The sequence below is a fragment of the Psychrobacter sp. 16-MNA-CIBAN-0192 genome (genome assembly GCF_040309565.1).
In the GTDB taxonomy this organism is placed as follows: Bacteria; Pseudomonadota; Gammaproteobacteria; order Pseudomonadales; family Moraxellaceae; genus Psychrobacter.
On the sequence record NZ_JBEOOX010000419.1, the window covers coordinates 1 to 259 of the forward strand.

The following is a 259-nucleotide window of genomic DNA, read 5'->3' on the forward strand; positions in this document are numbered from 1 at the left end:
CGCCTGGAAGCCTCGCTGTATCGCACTGATCTGAGCGACGCGATCATCCTTGACGCTGGCAAGCCGCAAAACGTGGCGGCGGCGCGGATCAACGGCTTTGAAGCGGCGCTCAAGCAGGAACTGTTTGGCTGGCAGGGCAACCTGGGCCTGTCGCTTATCGACCCGCGTGACCGTGACAGCGGCCACACCCTGGCACGTCGCGCACGGCGCACGGTGAACCTGGATCTGGACCGACAATTTGATCAGCTCGGTCTCGGCG

1 protein-coding gene is annotated in these 259 nt (G+C 64.1%); it reads left to right on the forward strand.

Features of this window, described 5'->3' with window-relative positions:
- Positions 1–259 (forward strand): TonB-dependent receptor domain-containing protein (locus tag AAEY78_RS13815; protein WP_352339930.1); only part of this gene is annotated, 259 nt, incomplete at both ends.